At 33.7% G+C, this 19,970-nt stretch carries 20 protein-coding genes; 12 read left to right on the forward strand and 8 right to left on the reverse strand.

Translation table 11 applies throughout. The features are described from left to right. Positions 1–101 precede the first annotated feature (101 nt). The 4 genes from ACS5L2_RS00275 to nrdD form a co-directional block, all read right to left on the reverse strand. The gene (locus ACS5L2_RS00275; RefSeq protein ID WP_459201770.1) at positions 102–1,643 is read right to left on the reverse strand and encodes an RNA-directed DNA polymerase; all 1,542 of its coding nucleotides are present in this window, start codon (positions 1,641–1,643) and stop codon (positions 102–104) included. Positions 1,644–1,753: 110 nt separating this feature from the next. Further along, complete coding sequence (locus tag ACS5L2_RS00280) at positions 1,754–2,758, reverse strand: iron-containing alcohol dehydrogenase (RefSeq protein WP_459201771.1); 1,005 nt, start codon at positions 2,756–2,758, stop codon at positions 1,754–1,756. A gap of 7 nt (positions 2,759–2,765) precedes the next feature. Further along, positions 2,766–3,467 (reverse strand): 7-cyano-7-deazaguanine synthase QueC, encoded by a 702-nt coding sequence (gene queC, locus ACS5L2_RS00285; protein ID WP_459201772.1) that lies wholly within the window; start codon positions 3,465–3,467, stop codon positions 2,766–2,768. Positions 3,468–3,588: 121 nt separating this feature from the next. Next, complete coding sequence (gene nrdD / locus ACS5L2_RS00290; RefSeq protein WP_459201773.1) at positions 3,589–5,895, reverse strand: anaerobic ribonucleoside-triphosphate reductase; 2,307 nt, start codon at positions 5,893–5,895, stop codon at positions 3,589–3,591. A gap of 229 nt (positions 5,896–6,124) precedes the next feature. Between nrdD and ACS5L2_RS00295 the strand changes: the two genes are divergently transcribed. Continuing rightward, complete coding sequence (locus ACS5L2_RS00295; protein ID WP_459201774.1) at positions 6,125–7,246, forward strand: tRNA (guanine(10)-N(2))-dimethyltransferase; 1,122 nt, start codon at positions 6,125–6,127, stop codon at positions 7,244–7,246. 15 nt (positions 7,247–7,261) lie between these two features. On the opposite strand, the gene ACS5L2_RS00300 is transcribed toward ACS5L2_RS00295, so the two are convergent. The 4 genes from ACS5L2_RS00300 to ACS5L2_RS00315 form a co-directional block, all read right to left on the reverse strand. After that, positions 7,262–7,993 carry an amino acid ABC transporter ATP-binding protein gene (locus tag ACS5L2_RS00300; RefSeq protein WP_459201775.1) on the reverse strand — a complete coding sequence of 244 codons (732 nt, stop codon included), beginning with the start codon at positions 7,991–7,993 and terminating at the stop codon, positions 7,262–7,264. Next, positions 7,977–8,657, reverse strand: coding sequence for an amino acid ABC transporter permease (locus ACS5L2_RS00305; protein WP_459201776.1), 681 nt, complete (start codon positions 8,655–8,657; stop codon positions 7,977–7,979). Before ACS5L2_RS00305 ends, ACS5L2_RS00300 begins: the two co-directional genes overlap by 17 nt. 84 nt (positions 8,658–8,741) lie before the next feature. Next, on the reverse strand, positions 8,742–9,524 hold the full coding sequence (locus ACS5L2_RS00310; protein ID WP_459201777.1) for a basic amino acid ABC transporter substrate-binding protein: 783 nt from the start codon (positions 9,522–9,524) through the stop codon (positions 8,742–8,744). A 116-nt stretch (positions 9,525–9,640) separates the two neighbouring features. Then, entirely contained in the window at positions 9,641–10,327 is a 687-nt protein-coding gene (locus ACS5L2_RS00315) for an HDIG domain-containing metalloprotein (protein WP_459201778.1), read from the reverse strand. Positions 10,328–10,408: 81 nt separating this feature from the next. Here ACS5L2_RS00315 and ACS5L2_RS00320 point away from each other — a divergent pair, with 81 nt between their 5' ends. From ACS5L2_RS00320 to ACS5L2_RS00370, 11 genes are all read left to right on the forward strand, one after another. Next, entirely contained in the window at positions 10,409–10,777 is a 369-nt protein-coding gene (locus tag ACS5L2_RS00320; protein WP_459201779.1) for a cysteine-rich small domain-containing protein, read from the forward strand. A 20-nt stretch (positions 10,778–10,797) separates the two neighbouring features. Then, on the forward strand, positions 10,798–11,838 hold the full coding sequence (locus tag ACS5L2_RS00325; protein ID WP_459201780.1) for an A24 family peptidase C-terminal domain-containing protein: 1,041 nt from the start codon (positions 10,798–10,800) through the stop codon (positions 11,836–11,838). 1 nt (position 11,839) lies between these two features. Further along, positions 11,840–12,229, forward strand: a complete 390-nt coding sequence (locus ACS5L2_RS00330) for a class III signal peptide-containing protein (RefSeq protein ID WP_459201781.1) — start codon at positions 11,840–11,842, stop codon at positions 12,227–12,229. A gap of 113 nt (positions 12,230–12,342) precedes the next feature. Continuing rightward, positions 12,343–13,491, forward strand: coding sequence for a DUF515 domain-containing protein (locus tag ACS5L2_RS00335; protein ID WP_459201782.1), 1,149 nt, complete (start codon positions 12,343–12,345; stop codon positions 13,489–13,491). Next, positions 13,491–14,387, forward strand: a complete 897-nt coding sequence (locus ACS5L2_RS00340; RefSeq protein ID WP_459201783.1) for a hypothetical protein — start codon at positions 13,491–13,493, stop codon at positions 14,385–14,387. The genes ACS5L2_RS00335 and ACS5L2_RS00340 overlap by 1 nt, the downstream gene beginning before the upstream one ends. Before the next feature lie 34 nt (positions 14,388–14,421). Further along, on the forward strand, positions 14,422–14,838 hold the full coding sequence (locus tag ACS5L2_RS00345; protein ID WP_459201784.1) for a class III signal peptide-containing protein: 417 nt from the start codon (positions 14,422–14,424) through the stop codon (positions 14,836–14,838). Next, positions 14,816–15,265, forward strand: coding sequence for a hypothetical protein (locus ACS5L2_RS00350; RefSeq protein WP_459201785.1), 450 nt, complete (start codon positions 14,816–14,818; stop codon positions 15,263–15,265). Before ACS5L2_RS00345 ends, ACS5L2_RS00350 begins: the two co-directional genes overlap by 23 nt. Next, positions 15,231–15,743, forward strand: a complete 513-nt coding sequence (locus ACS5L2_RS00355) for a hypothetical protein (protein WP_459201786.1) — start codon at positions 15,231–15,233, stop codon at positions 15,741–15,743. The genes ACS5L2_RS00350 and ACS5L2_RS00355 overlap by 35 nt, the downstream gene beginning before the upstream one ends. Continuing rightward, complete coding sequence (locus tag ACS5L2_RS00360) at positions 15,740–17,620, forward strand: DUF2341 domain-containing protein (RefSeq protein ID WP_459201787.1); 1,881 nt, start codon at positions 15,740–15,742, stop codon at positions 17,618–17,620. The genes ACS5L2_RS00355 and ACS5L2_RS00360 overlap by 4 nt, the downstream gene beginning before the upstream one ends. A gap of 9 nt (positions 17,621–17,629) precedes the next feature. After that, positions 17,630–18,154 carry a hypothetical protein gene (locus tag ACS5L2_RS00365; protein ID WP_459201788.1) on the forward strand — a complete coding sequence of 175 codons (525 nt, stop codon included), beginning with the start codon at positions 17,630–17,632 and terminating at the stop codon, positions 18,152–18,154. A 10-nt stretch (positions 18,155–18,164) separates the two neighbouring features. Then, entirely contained in the window at positions 18,165–19,955 is a 1,791-nt protein-coding gene (locus ACS5L2_RS00370) for a DUF2341 domain-containing protein (RefSeq protein WP_459201789.1), read from the forward strand. The last annotated feature ends 15 nt before the right edge of the window (positions 19,956–19,970 follow it).

Below are 19,970 nucleotides of genomic sequence, written 5' to 3' on the forward strand. Positions count from 1 at the left end.
ATAGAAGTTATTTTTTGATAGAATGATTGGCAAGATTTACAATGATGGTGTTTTTTTATTTTTGAAATATGGGTCCAGATGTTGTCATAAATTTGGAAGGTTTATATGTTTTTTGCCCATTTAGCGAGTATTTTATCAAAAGGACGTTCAAAATTTTCAAGTTTATTAATAAAAAACTTTTTTTCATCTTTAGGCAGACCCGAGCAACCATATATAAAAGCCCGCTGGCCCCATGGACCCATACTCTGAAAATTTTCTTTATGTTCACGGATCCAGTCAAAAGCGGAATTTTGGTGAGCAACCAGTAGGATTTCTCTTTGAACAAAAGGTTCACTTGTAGGATACTTTTTAACTAATTTTGAAAAATGATTTATATATTTATTTTTGGTAAAAATACTTAAAATAGACAATCTGAAAAATGGCTGATCATTAACTTCATCAGAATCGAGTAATTCTAATAATTTTTCACCAATATATTTCCATTTTTTTTCGTCGATGGATTGAACAGATGATAGATACGTGCATATATTCGCAAAACATGGGCTAAGTCTAACAATTTCCTTTAGCGATACTTCAATTGCACCAGGATGGCCTAGTTGAGCCAATCTTCTATAGAACCACCTGAGCCTTATATAATCTACATTGTCCTGATTTATATATTCATAAATAATTTTGTTAATGATTTCTTCAGAAATTGAGTTCCAATCTTCATTAGAAATCTCATTATATGTTATTGTCCTATATGGGTTACCCCCAGAATACTTTCTGATTAATCCAAGAATCATATCCTCTTCTTCGTTAATGGGCCTATCTTCAATCATATTCTCACATAACGTTTTAAACTCTTCAACTCCATATTTTTTCGTTTTATGTCGCTGGAGCATTAAACGTTGCTGTTTATCTAATATTGAAGCAATTTTTGCTAAAGAACTTCTAACGGCTTGTTCAGAATCACAGAATACTAATATATCATCTGCATATCTAAGAAATTCGATTCCTTGAGTATCAAGACTATTGTCTATGGGAATCATAGCCGCTTCAGCAAGTAAGTGAACAGGGTGTGGCCCTATAGGTATACCTCGAGATACATTTGCAGTTGTAGATTCCAATAATCGGATAACCCATTTTATTGCATTATTTGGAAAATTGGATTCAATTAACTGGTTTTCTACAACATGGTGGTATATTTGATTATAAAAATCTGAGATATCACAATAAATTACATATTTAAAATAGGAACTTTTATTGGATGCGCTAATCCAAAAATCATTCCACGAATTAAGGGAAGAATATAAACCTTGAGTAATATCTGGTGAAAATCTATAACTAAAAACAACATCTTTTCCTAATCTTCGACTTTCTATTCCTCCTCCATACTGATGAATTATTGCCGTAAGGATTATGCTATCTTGAGGGTCTAGTTGTGTGGCTGGCCTATATGATATTTCATCCTTTGGTACGATAAATCTCCTACAGGCCCCTGGTGAAAATTGTGATAAATCTTTTTCAGCGGTTAATTTTACGAAATCTTCTTTATATATCACAATAGGTTCTATTTCAGCAATTTTGGGAAACAAATCACCGTCAGAATGATTATAAATAAAATCAACTGCCCATTTTAAAGAATTTTCATTTAAAGTCATAGGATCACCTTTTAACTAAAAAATTTTAGAAATAGATGTTCTTTGTATTAAAAATTACGTAGTAGGAGAAATTTTTTTAATTGAAAAATAATTTTTTATTTTAAAATAAATTAAATGATTTCAGATTTTTCAAGAATTTCTCTCGCTTTTTCTTTTGAGATACCGTTTCTTAAAATCGTGTGCCTGTTTCTAAGTGCATGCGCAGAAGAAAGTGCTTCAATTACCATTTCTTCATCAAAACCAAGCTGTTTTGCAGTAACTGGAGCATCAACTGCTTTCAATGAATTTTTAAGCATTTCAACCGTTTTAAGGTCAAGCTTTCCTTCTTCAAAGTAAATTTGAGCAATTGCAAGAGTTCCAACCCCGCACTGTTCTCCGTGTAGCGATTTTGCAGTAATATCATATTTTTTCTTCATCGTGTCAAGAGCATGCGAAAACAAGTGTTCGCTTCCCGAAGCAGGTCTTGACGAGTGAGCAATTGCAATCGAAATTCCGCTTCCAATAAGTGCTTTTACAAGTTTTTTTGGATATTCTTCTAAATTTGAGTTTAAGACATAGTCCATGAGTTCAATAGCAATAGTTTTAGAAAAAATACCAGAGCTATCACTGTATTTCTCAGATTTTTCAAGTTTTCCAAGTTCCCAATCCAAAACCGCGGTTATGTTTGACACGATGTCACCCATTCCAGCAGAAAGAAGTTTTTTTGGAGATTTTTTTATTATATCAATATCTGCAATTATTGCAATCGGAGCTTCTGTCATGTATGAAGGCTGTGTTAGTGAAACGATTGGGGATGCAATCCCGTCATTTGAGGCAGTTGTTGGAGCACTCAAAAAAGGTTTTTTAGAGTTGTGTGCAATCAATTTTCCAATGTCTATCGGCCTTCCACCGCCAATTCCCATAATAGAATCGTAATCATTCGCATAATTTTTTATATTTTCTAAATCTGAAGTTTCAATCTCGTTGTAATATATAAAATCAAAGTCTTTATTGTATTTTTGAGTATTTTTACCCGTAATTACGAGGGGATTTTTTAAGTTAAGATTATCAAGGATTTCTGGTATTCTACTTGATGCTTTTTCCTTAATTATTGTGTATCTTGGAATTACAATCATTTTTTCACTATTCAACAAGATATTTTGTTGGATCAACTATTCCAGCTTCTTTAAACGCCCTTTTTCTTCTCATGCAGCTTTCACAAGTTCCACAGTGTAAATAATCTTCCCTATTATCCCTGTAACACGAGTAACTGTATTTTAAAAGTTCTAAATCAAGTTTTAATTCAAGTTCTTTTCCTAATTTTGCAATTTCAGGTTTATTTAATTCGTATAATGGTGCAACCATCTTAACTTTATTTAATGTTCCATATTCAAGACTGTTATTAAATCTTTCAATAAATTCAGGCGTATTGTCCGGAAAAGTTACGCCTTCTTCTTTATTTAGTCCGGAAAATATCGTTTCTGCACCAATTCCTTCTGCAAATCCTGATGCGATCGAAAACATGATCATATTTCTTGCAGGAACCCAGACTGCTTTCATGGTTTTTTCAGACTTTTCAAAATCGTCAAGGTCTTCTTTTTCAGGTTCAGGGATTTTTCCAGTATTCAAACCACTTTTACTGAATTCTTTTACAAAATTAATATCTATTACGTGGTGGTCAGCGTTTAAAATCTCTGATATTTTTTTAGCAGATTTTATTTCCTGATTTAAGGCCATCTGCCCGTAGTTAAATGTAACAGCAGTAATATCGTAGTTTTTAGATTTTGCAACTAACGAAGTTACTGCAGAGTCAAGTCCTCCACTGAGTACACAGATAGCTCTCATTAAAACACCTTTATTATCTTAAATTACTCTGCAATTATATTTTCAAAAGTATTTAAAATTTTATAAAAACACGGTAGAAATTAAAAAATTAAAATCAGAAAATAAAAATATTTAAAAAAGATTAAATTCTTGGAAGGTTACTTTTTCTATCGAGTAGTTCTTGCTGTTTTGCTTTGTTCCAGTTTGAAACGTTTTGCAAGTATCCTGTAATTCTTGAAAATTTCTCTACATTTTCGCTTCCACAGTTTGTACAGTTGTCTTTTAAACCGCTCATTGCAAGACTGCATTTTTCACAGATACTCAAGTTCTTCGTGTATGTCCAGAAACCGATGTCTGTTTTTGTCATCTTTTTGGTAATATCCATTAAAACTTCAGGGTCCGCGTAGGCTTCCGCATTCCAGAAGTGTCCGATGTGTCCACCATTACAGAGGCCGTGGAATTTTTCTTCAATGCTTACTTTTTCACCTAACGTAACTTCCGCGTTTACCCTAACGTGTGAAGAGTTCGTGTAGTAAAGACTGTTTAAATCGTTTAAATCACCATTTACTACAGATTTTGTTTCTTCAGGGTAGTACTTGTGGTCGAATTTTGCAAATCTTCCAGCAGTACTCTCAGCAGGTGTTTGAGTTACAGTCCACCTGAGGCCAGTTTCTTTTTTCAAGTTATCTGCATACTGTCTTATGTATGAAATCACTTTTATACCAAAGGCAAGCGCTTCTGGGGATTCGTGAAGTTCGCTTCCAACGTGGTATTTTAAAAGTTCGTTTAAACCAACGAAACCAAATGTTTTCGTTGTACTATCGTACCTGTAATACTGTTCTCCATCAAACTGCTGTGTTAAGAATGGTAAAACATTATCGTGATATAGTCTTCTTTTAGAGATCTCATGTTTTATCTCAAGCGCGTGTTTTGCGAGACCCAATTTTTCGTCAAGTATCTCAAATAACCTTCCGTCATCACCGTCAGCTTCATAAGCAATTCTTGGAAGGTTCAATGTATACCACTGCATGTTTCCAGTTCTAAGGGAACTTTCTTCGATTGAATTACCCCAGTCACCGCTTAATCGAGTTCTGCAACCCATTGCATTCGTGTTTCCATGTTGATAGTCTGCAAACATGTTTATAAAGTAAGGGAGTCCCCATTTAGCACTTAATTCATGTATTTTTAGGAGTAAATCCTTATTTTCATCTTTAAAGGCATTTTCTCTTAATTTGAATATGACATTAGGAAATAGGAACGGTTTTCCGTAAGCATCGCCTTCCATTAAAACGTCTACAAGTGCTTCTGCGATAATTTTAACTTCGTAATCGTATTCTTCGTAAGCTCCAACAACTTTACCTGCTTTTATTGCATCTTCGCCTTTTAAATATTCTGGAACTTCCAATTCAAGATTGATTGAACTGAATACTACTTGTCCACCTCTTGCAGCGTATATCTGGTTCATTTCGTAGATAAATAACTGCATGAGCTGTCTTACTTCCTCGTAGTCAAGTCCTCTCATGTATGGTGCAAGCCAGATGTTAAATTCATCTATGGACTGTCCGCCAGACATTTCACATTGAGCCGCACTCAAAACCTTTGCAGCGTGTTGTAACGCAACATCGGGGTGTTTTGCAGGTTTTGAAACGCTCGTGTGCCTTCCAGTACCATCTACTTTCAAACCGTATTTGAAGAAGTTTCTAAGGTCGTGCTGACAGCAAACAGTTCTAACTGCTGCATATTCTAAATCATGAAGGTGGATGTCCCCTCTCATGTGGGAATCTGCAATATATTTAGGGAATACATTTAAAAGCGCAAACTGCTTCATGGTTTCGTCAGCAACCCATTTGTGAATACTTTCCGGGTTGTGCATCAGGTTTGCATTGTCTTTTGAACCTCTTTCGATTAATTTGACAATATCATAAACCGGAATACCAAGTCTCGTGTGTTTGTGCCTGAATTCTTCAAGCCCGTGTTCAATAAGCTTCGTATTTACAATTTCACGAATCATTGGAGCAGTTAAATAATTTACAGTTAAATTTTTAACTTCTGATTCTACTTCTGTAGCTATTCTTTCAGCAGTTTTTAAATCAGCACCAGCTTCCTGAATCAGCGCTTTTACGATTTTTTCTTTATTAAATGGTTCAAATTCTTTTTCCGAAGTCCTGATTTTTAAACAGTTTTCAGACATGTATTTTTTAGAGTAACTTCTGCCAGTTTTCTTGTCGTATTCTTTTAAAGTCCTGTAAAGAATTGATTTTACATCATCAGTAGACATTCCGTTGTAGACTTTCTCGTGTATTTCGGATAATATCGAGTCTATATTTTCGTAATCCACTCCTGAATTTAAAAGTGATTTTACAAGCTTGTTTATGTTGAATGTTTCTTCGTTACCGCTTCTTTTAACGACATTTATTTTGAAATCAGTGTATTTTGAATTAGAGATCATTGAACCACCTAAAAGAGAGTAAAAATAAATAATTCAAATAAATGTTAATATTGAGATAAGATCCCCGACTTGAATCCCGATATTAACAGGGTATTTATAACTAGTATTATATTATTCCTTTATCATAGGATAAGTAAGATTACTATATATCATTATCGATACGAAGTTCGAGCTTTAATTATATAAATAAGCTTAAAAACGGATATTTATGGAGTTACTGGTGAAGCAGATGAAAATAATTAGTGAAGGCGAGACAAAATTAATGGTTCCGGAAGAATCGACTTTATCAAAGAAAGATACTGTGTTTTATAATCCCATAATGGAAACGAATCGAGATATTTCTGTTTCAGTTGTCCAATCTTTTTTAGATGATTTTAAAAGAGATGAATTTTTGATGTGCGACCCTCTCGGTGGCAGTGGTGCAAGAGGGATTAGATATGCAAATGAATTGAAATTTAACGGAAATTTAAAAGTATCTATTGGCGATATTAATCCAAGTGCCGTAAAAATGATAAAAGAGAATTTAAAATTAAACGGACTTGAAAATGTCGAAGTATTTCACGAAGATGCAAACGTGCTGCTTTCAAAAAATTTTAAAATGTTTAATGTTGTTGATTTAGACCCTTTTGGCTCCCCAGTTCCTTATTTAGACAGTGGAATCAGGGCAAGCCTTACAAAAGGGGGGCTTTTATGTATGACTGCAACAGATACGGCTGTTTTATGTGGGGCATACCGAAAGACCTGCATTAGAAAATACAATGCAGTACCCTTAAAAGGAGATAAGGAACTTGCGGTACGTTTAATGATTGGATATGCAGTAAAAATGGCTTCAAAATATGATATTGGATTAAAACCAATATTTTCACATGTTACTGACCACTATGCAAGGACTTTCATGGTTACAGAGCGCGGTGCTGGAAAAGCAGATTCTGCAATTGAAAATTTAGGATATATTAGGCAGGATAGTGAACAAAAATCCTTCAAAACCTTTGAAGAAGGCTCTGAAAAAGGATACGCAGGCCCATTCTATTTAGGGGAAATTTCCGATAAAAATATCGTTCAAAATGCATTAAATACTGCTAAAAATAGAAATTATTCAAAAAGAGCAGTAGATATTTTAGAAATGATTTCAAAAGAGTCAGAAATTGAGCAAGTGGGCTGTTTTGATATTCACGAGCTTTGCAGTTTTATAAAAAAATTAGTTCCACCCGTAAATGAAATCATGGAACACTTAAAAGAAAATGGATTTAAGGTTTCAAGAGTTCACTACAACCCTTATGGCTTAAAAACAGATGCAAAACTTTCAGATTTGGTCGTTTTAATATCAGAATACCATTCAAAAAAATATTAATTTATTTTTAAGTTTTTAATTGTGTGAAAGAATTTTTCCAAAGAAATTTTTCGTTCTTTCATGTTGTGGATTACTAAATATCTCTGCAGGGTTTCCATCCTCTAAAATCTGCCCATCATCAATAAAAATAAGCCTGTCGCCGACTTCTTTTGCAAAACCCATTTCGTGAGTTACGACAACCATGGTCATTCCTTCGTATGCGAGCTGTTTCATTACATCGAGTACTTCTTTTACAAGTTCAGGGTCAAGTGCGGATGTCGGTTCATCAAATAACATTGCATCAGGTTTCATTGCAAGAGCTCGCGCAATTGCAACTCTTTGCTGCTGTCCACCTGAAAGCTGTATCGGGTATTGATTTTCTTTTCCTTCCAAACCTACCTTTTTTAATAGTTCTCTTGCAAGGGTTTCGGCTTCATTTTTTGGAATTTTCAAGACTTTTCTTGGGGCAAATGTGATGTTATCCAAAACCGTTAAATGCGGGAATAAATTAAATTGCTGGAATACCATTCCGATTTTTTGCCTTATTTTATTAATATTAACTTTTTTATCAGTTATATCGTTTCCTTCAAAGTAAATATGTCCTTCGGTAGCTTTTTCAAGTCCGTTAATGCATCTGAGAAGTGTAGATTTTCCGCTACCGCTTGGGCCAACGATTACTAAAACTTCTCCTTTAGCTACTTTTAAATCTACTCCTTTTAAAACATGGGCATCTTTAAATTTTTTGTGGACATTAACTATTTCTATCAACTTTCCACCTGTTTTCAATATATTGTACTAATTTACTCAACGGAAGGGTAATGATTAAGTAAAATAAAGCAACTCCCAAGAGAGGAGTCCAAGCATTGTATGTACTGCTGTATATCTGTTTTCCAACTCTTGTCAATTCCACAATTGCAATTACAGATAGTAATGACGAGTCTTTTAACAGTAAAATGAATTCGTTTCCAATTGCAGGAAGAACGTTTCTAAATGCCTGTGGTAATATTATGTACCTCATTGATTGTGTGTAATTCATCCCCAAACTTCTTGCAGCTTCCATCTGTCCAACGTGAACCGAAAGTATACCTGCTTTTATGATTTCTCCAACATAGGCACCGCTGTTTAAACCAAGGGCCAAAATACCGGCAGTATACGCACTTAAATTTATTCCAAATGACGGGAGCCCGAAATAAATTATCATTATTTGAACTAAAAGTGGAGTTCCCCTTACAAATTCAATATAAAACGAAGAGATGTACCGGTAAATAATATTGTGAGATATTCTTCCCATTCCAAGAATTGTTCCTAAAATTAATCCGATAATTATCGAAAAAACAGTTATTTTGATGGTCAGCACTGAACCATCAATTAATTGGGGAATTATCTTAAAAAATAGCTCTAAATTAAACTGAGACAAGATCGACTGAACCATACCATGTTCACCTTAACATTATACAAAATAAAAACTTTATATCTTATTTAAATTTTATTGAAACGAAAAATAGAAAAAATGGTTTTAATTATCAAACCATTTTGCATATATTTCATCGTATGTACCATCTTCTTTTACTTCTTTTAATGCAGTATTGAGTGCATCTAATAATTCTTGGTTACCCAAGTTTGTTGCAAGTCCATAACTTTCAGAAGTCATTGGTTCACCAACAACTTTGTAAGCACCAGGTTTTGTATCGAGGAATCTTTGAGCAACACCGTCATCTGTAACAACCGCGTTAACTCTTCCATTTTCCATGTCGATAAATGCATCAGCCATTACTTCGTATGATTTTATTTCAAATCCTAATTCTTCAGCGTAGTGTTGAGCTTCGTATTCTCCGGTTGTTCCAAGCTGTGCTGCAACAACTTTTCCTGCTAAATCATCTACACTTTGTACACTGTTGTCATCAATTAATACAGCGATAACCTGTGCTGCATCAAAGTATGAATTTGTGAAAGCAACTTCTTTTGCCCTATCATCAGTAATTGTAACTGCGGAGATAATACAGTCGAATTTTTCTGCTTTTAATGCAGGAATAATGCCATCAAAGGGCTGTTCAACAAACTGTATTTCTAAGCCCATTTTTTCTCCAAGCGCCTTCATCAAATCAATATCAAAGCCTACGAGTTCACCATCTGCATTTTTTTCTTCAAATGGGGGGAATGTAGGGTCTGTTCCAACAACTAAGATACCATCTTTCATAGTCATTGAATTTCCAGTAGATGCCTGTTCTTCGGTGCAACCTGAAAATGCGACCAAACTTACCACTAAACCGAGTAAAATTACCTTTTTAACGTCAAACATGCTGTTAACCACCATATCATTATTTTTAATGACCCAAATTTATATCTAAAAAATAATATATATTTGTTTTTATTTGGATTGGACGGTCTAAAAAAGTCAATACCAAGATAATTTAATTATTCATCCTTTATTTCTAATTTTTCCTTTAAAAATTCTTTTACTTTTTCTTTTCCTAATTTTTTACGCATTTCATATAGTTTTAATGGGTTAACTATTTTATAAATTTGTGAATCATCGATTCCAAACTCTCTTGCTCGTGCCTGACATATTCTAATTCCTATATCATTAATTGCAGCATCTACATTGTCTGCATGATGAATTAACCATGCTTCAATTGAATCTGGACTTACTGGGCCGTGGTCTCCGTGGTGGCTTGCTACAACTTTTATAACTTCGAGTGGAAAATCTCTTCTGTAAAGTTCTGAAATTCCAAGTGTTAGGTGGTCAAGGTGAAAATCTGAAAGATGGTCGAATTTTCCGTCTTTTAACTGGTAATTTTGCGGTTTCATAATGTCGTGAAGTATTCCGCCTGAAATTAATAAATCGCGATTTAATTCAATCCCATACGATTCTTCGAGGGCTTCTGCCATTTTTACAGCCATTTTTGTAACTGCAATCGTGTGTTCAATTAATCCGCCGGGATATTTGTGATGTCTTTTAACGCTTGCCGGGGAGTTTTCGATTGTTATTCCGGTACTTTCAATTTCGGGATGTTTTGGGGTCGGGTCATTTATAAAGTCAATAACCTGTTTTTTTAATTTTTCGTCCTTAATTTCCTCTGCAAGAGCTATCAGGTCTTTCATTAATTCACCTCTGGCACATATAAAACAATAAATAGATTAAATTACTATATATTTCATTCGATAAATGAAAATGGTGCATATATGATAGATTTAGCAAAAGACCACTTAAAAAAGGTTCTTTCAGTTTGTGGGGCAAATCGTGATTGTGAATATTATCCCTGCCACTATGAAAATCAATCGTGTCTTTGGTGTTACTGCCCGTTTTACCCTTGTGAAGATGAAGATTTGGGCGAATTTGTTAAACGAAAAGACGGCTCTTTAATCTGGAGCTGTATGAAATGCAACTGGATTCATAAACCAGAAATTGCATCAGAAGTTTTAAAAGAGATTACAGAACTTACCAAAGATAAGAAAATCAATGATTCGGTTGAATATATTGATAATCGCGATATATTATTGAGTATTAAAAGACGGGTTGAAGAAAAACTTGGAAAAGATAACTCAGTTTAAATGTAGGGGCGGAAAAGAGCATGTTTGGATTCGATAATTTAATTCTTGGAGTTTATTTATTTAATTTTTTGCTGATATTAACTGCGACAGTAACAGATATTCGGGAACGAATAATCCCTCATTTTGTAATTATCTTAATGTTGATTGTTAATTTGCCAATCGGGTATTATCTGTTTGGTTTTGATGCGATAACATCGTTTTTTACAACGTTAATTTTGTGTTTAATTCTCGGGGTCGGCATGGGTGGCGGAGATGTTAAATTGTTTACTGCACTCTCTCCAATTTTTGCATCAGAAACTATATATTTTGTCCCGAAAAATATTTTAATATTGATAGGTTTAAGCGCATTGTTTGCAGCAATTTTCCCAATGACTAAAATATTAAAAAATTACTGGAAGGACATCATTCCATCTTCTGCGTATCTTGCAATGGTTGTTGGAATAATAGTTTCACTTACAAAAATATATTCTATTGGAAATGCGACAATAATACTTTGGATTTACGTGATTTTATCAATAATTATTTCGCGAAAAATTCCAAAATACCGAGTTATTTCTAAGAAGATTGGTTATTTCTCGCCGATTTATTTAATCGGTTTTTATCTGATTAATCCATCGTATTTTGTGTCTGAAAATGTACTTGTTTCATTTTTTGGATATATTGGACAGCTTTCATTAATTTCCCTGATAATTTATGCATTAACTGGTGCTGAAATTTCTTCAAAAAAACAGGTAAGTGAGTTAAAAGAAGGGGATATTATTAGAGATATTATCACCATAAAAGAAAATGGTGACGTAACTGTTGAAAATGCAAATATTTTGAAACGGTTTAAGCACATGGTTTATGTAGAAATGGGTAAAATTGAAGGAAAATCTTTAATGACTGATGGTGAAGGTCTTTCGAATGAAAATTTAGAAGTATTAAATAAATTGCAAAGTGAAGGTAAAATTGGTGGGGAATTAAATGTATTAACAACGTACCCCTTTGTTCCGTTTGTTCTTGCAGCTTACTTCGTAATTATTGCATTGAATTTGGGAGTTATAAATTATCTGGTGGGATAAGATGTTTAAACGTTCTAAAAAGGGCCAAATATCTTTTGAATTCTCAATAATCGTCCTTTCCATACTTTTAATATCTACAATAACGATTACATATTTTTTAACATCTTCATTTAATGAAGCATCAAGAGAACTTGATAAAATCGATTTGGGTGCAAAAACTGCGGTTTCGCTTGTAAATTCTGGATATAATGGAACTGGACTTGACGAAACTCTTATTTATGCAGGGATGACCTGGGATGAGGAAGATAATAAATATGTAAATATAACAATTTATATTACAAATACGACACCAGTTCCAAACGGTACTCGAGATTTTATAAGAAATTACGTTATTGATTCTCAGGAGATAGATACATCAAAATATAACTTTACGATATCTTGGTCGGGTTAATATCATTACAAAAATTTAAAACACAATAGACAATATATTTAAAAGACCTTGACAATATATTTAATATCCACATTTATTATTTCATTGTTATGAATTCTGGAAGGAGGGAGTTTATGCCTGCTGAAGAGTATAGTGGTAAATTGAAGAGTTTGAAAACTAAATCGAAAAAATCTTCTAGGATACCTCCGAAACAACTTAGAATGGCACTTGTTATTGTGGTTTCGGTTATTGTGATTTTTGAGGTTTATAATATTTATTTCACTGCAAAAAACAGGGAAATTGAGGAATTAGAAAATAATAGGGCAGTTGCAATCGATACGATAGATAAATTGTTCTTTGAATATCCAAACGATCCTCAGAAAATAGCTTATGTAATCAAAATACAGCAAAGTCAGGATGGGGATAATATAGAGCGTATTTTGGATGACGCTCAAAAGTACTTAGAAATAAAGCAGTATAAGACGCTGGCCATAAATCAGATTAAGAATATGTATGGCGAATATTACGGAAGTAGTATAAAAGCGAATGAACTTGAAAGAAAAATAAATGCTGCAAATTCAACTGCAGAAGTTGATGAATTGTTTAAACAATCAAATGTGGAAGAAGAAGTTAAAGAAATTCTCGAAAGGTCCCTTGAAAAAACAATATCTTCTGGAGATTCTTATTTCTATGTTCAAATGTCTGGTCAGGAATACTTCATGACAAAAGATGACGTTTTAGAACTTACTAATTCAATGGGAATAATGCAGTTAAAAGAATTTACTGTATCTCCTGTATCAAATTTAAATAAACTTACAGTTGTAGTCTCTTCAAAACAGTGTGGTAAAATACCGCTTTCAGGAGATTCAATATTAGTATATGACAAAAATACGCCTGAAGCACCAATTGCTTATGCGGTAATTTCCTCATCGTACGTAATTCTTCCAGGTATTGGTTACAGTGAAGAAAGATCAGTATCAAATGTTGTAAATGACGAAGGAAGTGAATCAACAGTTGAAAGTACTTCATCAATTTCATACAGCCTCAGTAATTTACCAGGGGTACTTCACGCAACTGCTGCCGATAAATTAGATACTGCAACAGTTATCGAGAAATTTGGAAGCTATGGTGAAAAACTTAATAAAATTGAAGATAACACTCAAATATTTGACGAAAATGTAAATTACTTATTAATAGTTGCAGTTCCATCAGAAAAAGTTTCAAACTTAGTTGCAGTAAACAGTGAGGACTTATTCATTGTAAAAGCAGCAGGTGGTAACTGATGAAAACACCTAAACTAAAATACTTAACTATTTTTTTGTTTTTAGTAGCCATAATTCCAAACGTCCACTCTGAAGACACAGTTGCGACTGTGGATACATACTGGAGTTTGACGGGGGAAATTACAAATACTTACCCCTATTCTATATTTGTGACAATCCCTGAGGAAATTGAATACATTAATAAGGATTTAAAGTCGTCAAAAAGTTTCACGGTATTAACAAACGGTGAAGATGACGATGAAGATGACGAACCTACTGATGCTGTTATTGTGGATATTACTCCAAAATCAGAATTAAATGGTCAGGAAGGTTTTTGGATACCTCCTTATACAACGGCAAAAATCAAAATGTACACTACAAGATCAGATACATTGACTGTAAAAGAAGATGATGAAGATGACGAGGACAGTGACGAAATAGTTAGGACAATGGAAATATCAGGTCCTGCAGTATATCCTAAAACGAAAGTCCTCGATTTAGCTGAAATAATTCCTGCATCTAAAAAACAGGGAATAAAACTCGATAACTTTAAACTCTATGTAAGGGGCTCTGTGTTTAAAAATGATACTGATGTTTTGAGTATCGTGCTGCCTGCACCGATTTTATTGAAAGATTACAGTAATTGTGATAAATTTATCAGTAAATATTCTGTAAATACCTGGATAAACTCGTACACTGACTGGGTAGTTGGCCACAATGAATTAAACAGTTATGGATCAACCATCCTCGATAGTACGCTTGTTCCAGTTCTCGATTTAGGTCCTGGCTTTTATAAAACGGCAGATATACCAGCAATGGTTTATACCACATCATCTAATAAAGAAGTGGATTTTTCATACAGTATGTACTGGTACGCTGATAATGAAGAAAATACAAAAGATATCTGGATGCTTTAAATTTACCTATCTTTAATTTTTGAGGAATGTTAAAATGTCAAAAGGACAGGTTTCAGTAGAATTTATTGTATTATTTTTGGCACTTCTTGTCGCAGTTGTCGTATCCACAATGACTCCAGGAATTTTTGGACTTAATAAGACCGTAGAATTATCTTCGGCAAGTTTGGCCCATGCTGCACTTTCTAAAGTTAAGAATAATATTGAACTGCTTGCTGCATCCGACAAGGGTTCATCAAAACTTGTGTATGTTAAGTCTCCAATTTCAAAATGGGAATTTGATAACCATACGGTTTCATTATCTGGGGACGGGTACAATGTTTCAACAAATACGACTGTAGCTTTAAAAAATACGTTAGGAAGCAGTTCATTTAGTTACAATATTACTTCATTGAAAATCGTAACAGTTACTTTAACAAGGATGGATGATTATGTTCAAGTTAGCCTCACGTAAAGGACAGGTTTCTTTTGATTTTATATTGGCAATGCTGTTTCTTTTATTGATTTTTGCATTTACTGGTCAGAGTGTTTTAAACATTGCAAAATCTTTTAAAGATTCAGAAACTGCTGAACGGGGGCATGCGATACTCGATAATTTTGAAAATTATGCAATCACTGCATATTCAAAAGATGTAACTATAAATACTACGTTTGAGCCAATCGGGGATTTGAACTATACAATAATGCTTTCAAATAAAACAATACCTGTTAATAATACCACACACATTATATTTCGACCAGAATCGGGTGATGATGGTGAATTTGTTAACATTACAAGTGATAATCTCAATAATTCTGTGAATTCCATTCCTTCAAATGTGGTAAATATTTCTTTTGGGGAGTTTTATGTTACGAAAGAATTACAAATCTCTATACAATAATCTTTTTTTGATGTTATCCATTTTTTTGCTGGTTTCTTCAGTGCACTGCTGTTCTCTTGAACCTTGTAGTTTAAATGTTAATGAACAGTCCATAACTGAAACATTTAATATCAATAAAGTAGAAAATTATACATATAATTTGAGTTACGTTCACTATGGAAATATTCAGGAAGGAATGTACGTTAAAATTTTTGTAAATGGAAACTTTATCCATGAATATTCAAAGGACATGTTTAATATTGGTTCTGGAGCATATAAAAAATCAGAAAATGGAGTAGATATTACAAATTACCTTATAAATGGGGCAAATGAATTTCGGGTGGAAGCAAATATCTGGAAAACTGAGAACTCAAGTCCTTATTATGTTGTAAACGATATAACAATTTCTGAACCATTAAAAGTTCCTGTGTCCGTTAATACAAATATTTTAATATTTATTTTATGTTCAACCGTTTTGATAATCAAAGTGATAAAATGACTTTAAAATCAAAGTTATGCTCCAAAAGGGGTTATATATTTACGTATGAAGCTGTTGCAGTTGTAATATTATTTGTTGCAGTATTTTATATGGGTTATTTTACATTTACACACGTAAACCTTACTACCCAAGACCAAAAGCACGAATTAGAACAGTTCGAAAAAGCAAACCTTATTTCTGATACATTATTTAAAATGCATGAATTTCCTTCACAATCTTATGTTCCAGATTATTTAAGGTTTTTAAATTCTATTTCTAATAGATATTCCGGTTTAGAAACAATTCCTGGTACATTTGACCCTTATGCAATAAATGAAAAGAAGTACGTATACAACGAATCATGGTATTATGAAATAAATATCACTAACCCAAGTACACAGGATTTATCAGATTTTCAGGTACTTGTAACACTGAATCCGTCAAATTTCAATTTTGATTATTCAACAGATGGTACAGGACTTAGTTTTTGGCAGGGAAATACTCAACTTCACTACTGGATTGAAACATGGGAGTACAATAAAGAAGCAAGAATCTGGGTGAATGTAAAAAGCCTTCCCCAAACGGAAACAATACCAATACTAATGAAAAGGAATCAAACAGGTTCGTACTCCAGTAACGGGGATGATACGTTTATATTCTTCGATGATTTTGAGTACGATTTTTGGATATCTGACAGTAACTGGGATGATATAAGTGGGTCCTGGGAAATCATAGAGGATTCCGAACTTCCATATTACAACGAAAACTCTGGAACTAACCATGTTGCGCACCTTGAAGCAAGTAGTGAAGAATACCGAAGGGCAGTTTCAGAGGATCCATTAAATGTGGTTGATGAGGATGTTTATATTATAGATGCTGCTGTTAAGGGGCACACCGGAGCTACGGGTGGAAGTGCAGATAGCCCCGATACAATGATTGGATTTTATTCAAATTCCGCAGGTAATTTATATTATAACTCTTTCAACGGTTGCTACCAAGTTTTTGCAATCTGTAGAAATGGGGATGAAGACGAGAAACTCTCAACAATATTTACAAGTGACAATGTTTGGTACTATGAAAAATTAATCCTTGAACAAGAAGATAGTAATGGTATTGGAGATATGGATAAGATATGTAAAGCATCGCTTTGGGAGTTGTTTAACGGTTATTTGGGAGATACTAATCCAAATTATAATTTAGATTCAATGTATGGTACAGTATGTAGAATTGAAGATTCATCAGGTACTCGAAAGTATATACTTATTGGAACTGCACAGGGCAGTCACAACGAAGAATACTGGTTTGATAATATTAAGGTTAGAAAATATTCTCCAAATATTTTGGTTGATGTTAACGAAAATTTAGGGTATAATGCTGGACCAAATGCGATAAATCTTACTGGATACCACTTTACGGGGATTCCAAGTTATCTAATATCAAATGTGAATTTAGTTGCAGTAAATTACAGTTATGATGTAGCTTCAAATACCTATGTAAAGACGAGAAAGTTATACCTGCCTGAAAAAACCTGGAGGTATTCAAATTCAAAATCTGTAACCGAAAACATCAGTTCAGGAGAAATAATGTACTTTGCTACAAGAAGACCTTCAACAGTATCGAGCATAACTGCAAAATCAGATGTTTCAACAACGGCTTTATTTTTAGTAAACGGGGTGCCATATGAAATTTCGCTTGATACAAGTTATGTGGGTACAGATTTTGAAAAGGTTATTTCAACTCACAACTGGGAATATTATGAACCAAATGAGATAAAACTTTTAAGCACAAATCCTGTTACAAACGTAGATTTAAATTTAAATTACGATGAAGAATCCACGATATATGTTTTAAAATTAAAGCAATACAATGTGTCATGTGTTATTAATATGAACGATTAAGGTGTTTAAATGATATTTGATAGTGATTTAGTCATTGCAATAGTTATTCTTACGATTGGAATGGCATTTTTTACGACATCACTCGTGGAACACTCTGGCGCTTATCAGGATGTTATAAAATCTGATATCCTGCACGATAAGGCGTCTTACCAGTTAAAAGCAATAATTGCTGATGGAACTGCTGAAACAGTTCTGCTTTTACTAAATAATAATGAAAATTCGACTGCACAGTCTATATTGAATAATAGGTTGCAGTTTAAAAATTACGAATTTTTGGTCGGCGATGAAGTGGTATTCAGTGAAGGAGACCAACTTAATCAGGATATTATAATTGTATCATCTGTAGTAGTTATGAACAGATCTGAAGGTTGGTATGGGGTAGCATGGAATGACGGCGGTAGTATTACAATATTAGGTCCAGAAACTTCGGAATTACAGGCCTACCAAAGCGTTTCAGGAGATTACAAAAAAGCGATTTATTACTTTAATAACAGTAAGCCCGTAAAAGTCTCTTTAAAAGTATACGGCAGCTAAGGTGGTATTTATGTATCTTTCTCAAAGCACTACTACTCTTGTATTACTATTATTGTTGACAGCTACGCTAACGTATAATACGTTGGATTTACAGAAAAATCAGGTTTTAACCGAAATAGAGGCCTCTTCAATAGATTTAAAATCTTCTTCCATGGAACACGTGATCGAGAGCTCTCTTCCAACGGTGTTTAACAGAGTATTAAATGACGCAGAGTTAAAAGTGATAGATAATTATAACAGCAATCCTTCTAATGATCCTTTTTTTAGTTCTACAAATGACACTTTATTTTATTTAAAAAATGGAACAGAAACTATTATTGCAGAAGACTACATGAAAAATGTGAGTGAAGAATATTCTAAGTTAGGTTATACTACAGATTACAGGTTTAACATAACCAATATCACGATGGTTGATGGATTTACGTTTAAAATAGATTATGACCTGTATTATAAAATTCAGGGAAACAAAGGCGTAGTTAAAGAAGAAAATATTTCTTCATTCCAGTATTCAACAGTAAAAACAGTACTGGATGCTTATCACTATGTAAAACCAACGTATGTTGGGGAAATAGTTATAACCAATTCAAATGCAAAAGAATTGACAGATTTTCAAGTAAGGGTAGTTTTTGATAATGATAATTTTGATTATTCCGTAGAACCAACCGGGGAAGGACTCAGGTTTTACGATGAAAATGGGAACTATGTACCGTACTGGATTGAACTTTGGGATTATAGCGATACTGACAATGATAGAACCTCAATAGTATGGTTAAAAGTTCCAAGTTTGCCTAAAAAAGATACAACAATCAGTATTATATCAACATATCCAAAAATTTCAGAAAGCAACGGAAATTTAGTATTTGAAATGTTTGATGGTTTCGAGAGTACTAACCCAATAGAATCAAAATGGAATATTTACAGGGGAAACTGGGAATATGATTCCAGTTCAAACATATTTTCAGATGGTTTGTACAATACTCATGTTGTAACCTGTCAAAATGCACCTGCTGTAGCTCGGATGATATCTGTGGGTAACATGAGTTTAAGTGATTACGTTGTTGAAGTTGATACAATGGGTTACTTTGCATTCCACGGGATTGAAATTAATCCGCCATACACGATGCTCGGATTTTTTGCAAACCCCCAGTATTTGGCAAAAACCACTACTCACCCCGATGCATTTTATGCAGTTGATTTGGGTGGTGCATACGGAGCATTACTTACGGTTACAGGAAATAATTTAGAATGGGATTTAAAAGTTTTTCTTCCTTCTTTTGGACTTTCTGAAGAATATCCTGTCGATTATTATAATGTGCTCAGGACACGTGTAGACTCGGATTTATTTAATTGGCCTACCGAAGGTAACTGGTACAGGGTTAAATTAGAGGTATTGGATGACGATGTTCAGGCAAAATATTACACGCTTGATGATTACGTGAATGAAGATGAACCTGGCTGGATGGTTTCAGAAACCAAGCTTACAAAGTACGGATCCCATTTTGAACTCGGTACGTCATCAGGGGATTTACTCGGATTAATTTACGATATGTATTTTGATAACTTCCGTGTTCGAAAGTATGCTGCAACAGAACCAACTTCAGACGTTAACCCATTATCAAAAACAGTTGGTATAAATTACATAACACCACCAAAAGCAGATGGTACAATGTATGTTTTGGGAAGTGATTACAACCTGTACTATGAAGAAGCAGATGGTTATCCATCAATAATAGATATGCTTGCAGGAGAGGATGTTAGGTCTTGGGAAGATGGATACGGTATAAAATTACTTGGATATTAACCAAAAAAATAGAAA

It is taken from the genome of Methanococcus mangrovi (genome assembly GCF_054506835.1).